Origin of the sequence: Pseudomonas sp. NY15181, from assembly GCF_048068055.1 — a bacterium.
Lineage (GTDB): Bacteria > Pseudomonadota > Gammaproteobacteria > Pseudomonadales > Pseudomonadaceae > Pseudomonas.
The window spans coordinates 1-5368 of sequence record NZ_JBLUPT010000022.1 but is presented as its reverse complement, the minus strand read 5'-3'; the positions used below and the strand labels follow the sequence as shown (position 1 = coordinate 5368).

At 52.1% G+C, this 5368-nt stretch carries 2 tRNA genes and 3 rRNA genes; all 5 read right to left on the bottom strand.

From position 1 onward, the window contains the following. The 5 genes from rrf to ACNFBT_RS27120 all read right to left on the bottom strand — a co-directional run bounded on the left by rrf (position 1) and on the right by ACNFBT_RS27120 (position 5156). Positions 1 to 116, bottom strand: a 5S ribosomal RNA gene (gene rrf / locus ACNFBT_RS27140). Between the two features lie 133 nt (positions 117 to 249). After that, positions 250 to 3141 (bottom strand): 23S ribosomal RNA (locus tag ACNFBT_RS27135). Positions 3142 to 3373: 232 nt separating this feature from the next. Then, positions 3374 to 3449: transfer RNA gene (locus tag ACNFBT_RS27130), tRNA-Ala, on the bottom strand. 29 nt (positions 3450 to 3478) lie between these two features. After that, positions 3479 to 3555, bottom strand: a tRNA-Ile gene (locus ACNFBT_RS27125). A gap of 64 nt (positions 3556 to 3619) precedes the next feature. After that, a 16S ribosomal RNA gene (locus ACNFBT_RS27120) occupies positions 3620 to 5156 on the bottom strand. The 16S, 23S and 5S rRNA genes sit together here with 2 tRNA genes alongside, the layout of an rRNA operon. Positions 5157 to 5368: the final 212 nt, after the last annotated feature.

Here is a 5368-nt window from a genome sequence, read left to right as displayed (position 1 = left end):
GCTTGACGATGACCTACTCTCACATGGGGAAACCCCACACTACCATCGGCGATGCGTCGTTTCACTGCTGAGTTCGGGATGGGATCAGGTGGTTCCAACGCTCTATGGTCGTCAAGCAATTCTTTCGGACGCTCGTGGCTTGCGCACACGCTCATCCAGATTCGGGTATGTGACAGGTCTTTGCGGTTCTCACGAACTTTCGGTTCGTTACGTCTTCACCGTACAACACGCAAATTGTTTGGGTGTTATATGGTCAAGCCTCACGGGCAATTAGTATCGGTTAGCTCAACGCCTCACAGCGCTTACACACCCGACCTATCAACGTCGTAGTCTTCGACGGCCCTTCAGGGGAATCAAGTTCCCAGTGAGATCTCATCTTGAGGCTAGTTTCCCGCTTAGATGCTTTCAGCGGTTATCTATTCCGAACATAGCTACCCGGCAATGCCACTGGCGTGACAACCGGAACACCAGAGGTTCGTCCACTCCGGTCCTCTCGTACTAGGAGCAGCCCCTCTCAAATCTCAAACGTCCACGGCAGATAGGGACCGAACTGTCTCACGACGTTCTAAACCCAGCTCGCGTACCACTTTAAATGGCGAACAGCCATACCCTTGGGACCGGCTTCAGCCCCAGGATGTGATGAGCCGACATCGAGGTGCCAAACACCGCCGTCGATATGAACTCTTGGGCGGTATCAGCCTGTTATCCCCGGAGTACCTTTTATCCGTTGAGCGATGGCCCTTCCATACAGAACCACCGGATCACTAAGACCTACTTTCGTACCTGCTCGACGTGTCTGTCTCGCAGTCAAGCGCGCTTTTGCCTTTATACTCTACGACCGATTTCCGACCGGTCTGAGCGCACCTTCGTACTCCTCCGTTACTCTTTAGGAGGAGACCGCCCCAGTCAAACTGCCCACCATACACTGTCCTCGATCCGGATGACGGACCAGAGTTAGAACCTCAAGCATGCCAGGGTGGTATTTCAAGGTTGGCTCCACGCGAACTGGCGTCCACGCTTCAAAGCCTCCCACCTATCCTACACAAGCAGGCTCAAAGTCCAGTGCAAAGCTACAGTAAAGGTTCACGGGGTCTTTCCGTCTAGCCGCGGATACACTGCATCTTCACAGCGATTTCAATTTCACTGAGTCTCGGGTGGAGACAGCGCCGCCATCGTTACGCCATTCGTGCAGGTCGGAACTTACCCGACAAGGAATTTCGCTACCTTAGGACCGTTATAGTTACGGCCGCCGTTTACCGGGGCTTCGATCAAGAGCTTCGCTTTCGCTAACCCCATCAATTAACCTTCCGGCACCGGGCAGGCGTCACACCCTATACGTCCACTTTCGTGTTTGCAGAGTGCTGTGTTTTTAATAAACAGTCGCAGCGGCCTGGTATCTTCGACCGGCATGGGCTTACGCAGTAAATGCTTCACCCTCACCGGCGCACCTTCTCCCGAAGTTACGGTGCCATTTTGCCTAGTTCCTTCACCCGAGTTCTCTCAAGCGCCTTGGTATTCTCTACCCAACCACCTGTGTCGGTTTGGGGTACGGTTCCTAGTTACCTGAAGCTTAGAAGCTTTTCCTGGAAGCATGGCATCAACCACTTCATCATCTAAAAGACGACTCGTCATCAGCTCTCGGCCTTGAACACCCGGATTTGCCTAAGTGTTCGGCCTACCACCTTAAACTTGGACAACCAACGCCAAGCTGGCCTAGCCTTCTCCGTCCCTCCATCGCAGTAACTAGAAGTACAGGAATATTAACCTGTTTCCCATCGACTACGCTCTTCAGCCTCGCCTTAGGGACCGACTAACCCTGCGTCGATTAACGTTGCGCAGGAACCCTTGGTCTTTCGGCGTGGGAGTTTTTCACTCCCATTGTCGTTACTCATGTCAGCATTCGCACTTCTGATACCTCCAGCAAGCTTCTCAACTCACCTTCACAGGCTTACAGAACGCTCCTCTACCGCGCATCTTACGATGCACCCGTAGCTTCGGTGTATGGTTTGAGCCCCGTTACATCTTCCGCGCAGGCCGACTCGACTAGTGAGCTATTACGCTTTCTTTAAAGGGTGGCTGCTTCTAAGCCAACCTCCTAGCTGTCTAAGCCTTCCCACATCGTTTACCACTTAACCATAACTTTGGGACCTTAGCTGACGGTCTGGGTTGTTTCCCTTTTCACGACGGACGTTAGCACCCGCCGTGTGTCTCCCACGCTGACACTTCCAGGTATTCGGAGTTTGCATCGGTTTGGTAAGTCGGGATGACCCCCTAGCCGAAACAGTGCTCTACCCCCTGGAGTGATACGTGAGGCGCTACCTAAATAGCTTTCGAGGAGAACCAGCTATCTCCGAGCTTGATTAGCCTTTCACTCCGATCCACAAGTCATCCCCTACCTTTTCAACGGGAGTGGGTTCGGTCCTCCAGTCAGTGTTACCTAACCTTCAACCTGCTCATGGATAGATCGCCCGGTTTCGGGTCTATACCCAGCGACTAAAACGCCCTATTAAGACTCGCTTTCGCTACGCCTTCCCTATACGGTTAAGCTCGCCACTGAATATAAGTCGCTGACCCATTATACAAAAGGTACGCAGTCACCTAACAAAGTAGGCTCCCACTGCTTGTACGCATACGGTTTCAGGTTCTATTTCACTCCCCTCTCCGGGGTTCTTTTCGCCTTTCCCTCACGGTACTGGTTCACTATCGGTCAGTCAGTAGTATTTAGCCTTGGAGGATGGTCCCCCCATATTCAGACAAAGTTTCTCGTGCTCCGTCCTACTCGATTTCACTTCAAAGAACCTTTCACATACGGGGCTATCACCCACTATGGCCGCACTTTCCAGAGCGTTCTGTTAGATTCAAAGAAGCTTAAGGGCTAGTCCCCGTTCGCTCGCCACTACTAAGGGAATCTCGGTTGATTTCTTTTCCTCAGGGTACTTAGATGTTTCAGTTCCCCTGGTTCGCCTCTTGCACCTATGTATTCAGTGCAAGATACCTAGGTTATCCCAGGTGGGTTTCCCCATTCAGAGATCTCCGGATCAAAGTCTGTTTGCCGACTCCCCGAAGCTTATCGCAGGCTACCACGTCTTTCATCGCCTCTGACTGCCAAGGCATCCACCGTATGCGCTTCTTCACTTGACCATATAACCCCAAGCAATCTGGTTATTGTCTCGAACGTGAAGACGACATTCGCCGAAAATTCGCGCTTGAACTCGCAAATTTTACCTTGACTTGAATAATCACCAGTGAAAGAGATTATTCAGTCTACTTCTATCACATACCCAAATTTTTAAAGAACAGTTCTGGCACAAAGACCAGACAGCAAGGTTCGTTCTTCCGAACATTCCTGTCTGAGCTTTCGACGATTTGGAGTTGGTGGAGCCAAGGAGGATCGAACTCCTGACCTCCTGCGTGCAAAGCAGGCGCTCTCCCAGCTGAGCTATGGCCCCGTATCGGATCAGCAGCACACCACAACAATTGGTGGGTCTGGGCAGATTCGAACTGCCGACCTCACCCTTATCAGGGGTGCGCTCTAACCAACTGAGCTACAGACCCAATCGTCTAACCAGTGAATCAAGCAATTCGTGTGGGAGCTTATGAAGAAGCTGCGATCTTCGATTAAGGAGGTGATCCAGCCGCAGGTTCCCCTACGGCTACCTTGTTACGACTTCACCCCAGTCATGAATCACTCCGTGGTAACCGTCCCCCTTGCGGTTAGACTAGCTACTTCTGGAGCAACCCACTCCCATGGTGTGACGGGCGGTGTGTACAAGGCCCGGGAACGTATTCACCGTGACATTCTGATTCACGATTACTAGCGATTCCGACTTCACGCAGTCGAGTTGCAGACTGCGATCCGGACTACGATCGGTTTTATGGGATTAGCTCCACCTCGCGGCTTGGCAACCCTCTGTACCGACCATTGTAGCACGTGTGTAGCCCTGGCCGTAAGGGCCATGATGACTTGACGTCATCCCCACCTTCCTCCGGTTTGTCACCGGCAGTCTCCTTAGAGTGCCCACCATAATGTGCTGGTAACTAAGGACAAGGGTTGCGCTCGTTACGGGACTTAACCCAACATCTCACGACACGAGCTGACGACAGCCATGCAGCACCTGTGTTCCGATTCCCGAAGGCACTCTCGCATCTCTGCAAGATTCCGGACATGTCAAGGCCAGGTAAGGTTCTTCGCGTTGCTTCGAATTAAACCACATGCTCCACCGCTTGTGCGGGCCCCCGTCAATTCATTTGAGTTTTAACCTTGCGGCCGTACTCCCCAGGCGGTCGACTTATCGCGTTAGCTGCGCCACTAAAATCTCAAGGATTCCAACGGCTAGTCGACATCGTTTACGGCGTGGACTACCAGGGTATCTAATCCTGTTTGCTCCCCACGCTTTCGCACCTCAGTGTCAGTATCAGTCCAGGTGGTCGCCTTCGCCACTGGTGTTCCTTCCTATATCTACGCATTTCACCGCTACACAGGAAATTCCACCACCCTCTACCGTACTCTAGTCAGGCAGTTATGGATGCAGTTCCCAGGTTGAGCCCGGGGATTTCACATCCATCTTACCAAACCACCTACGCGCGCTTTACGCCCAGTAATTCCGATTAACGCTTGCACCCTTCGTATTACCGCGGCTGCTGGCACGAAGTTAGCCGGTGCTTATTCTGTTGGTAACGTCAAAACAGCAAGGTATTAACTTACTGCCCTTCCTCCCAACTTAAAGTGCTTTACAATCCGAAGACCTTCTTCACACACGCGGCATGGCTGGATCAGGCTTTCGCCCATTGTCCAATATTCCCCACTGCTGCCTCCCGTAGGAGTCTGGACCGTGTCTCAGTTCCAGTGTGACTGATCATCCTCTCAGACCAGTTACGGATCGTCGCCTTGGTAGGCCTTTACCCCACCAACTAGCTAATCCGACCTAGGCTCATCTGATAGCGCAAGGCCCGAAGGTCCCCTGCTTTCTCCCGTAGGACGTATGCGGTATTAGCGTTCCTTTCGAAACGTTGTCCCCCACTACCAGGCAGATTCCTAGGCATTACTCACCCGTCCGCCGCTGAATCATGGAGCAAGCTCCACTCATCCGCTCGACTTGCATGTGTTAGGCCTGCCGCCAGCGTTCAATCTGAGCCATGATCAAACTCTTCAGTTCAATACTGCTTGGGTTTTGAGAAAACCCTAAACTTGGCTCAGCAATCGCATGCTCAAGTTAATGAGCTAAAACTCTCGAATTCACGAGTGTTACTTGCGTTGCTGATAATCAGTCGATCATCAGTCTTACATCACAAGCACCCACACGAATTGCTTGATTCGACTTGTTAAAGAGCAGTTGGTTGATTCTTTCGTCTCAACCGAGGCGCGCAT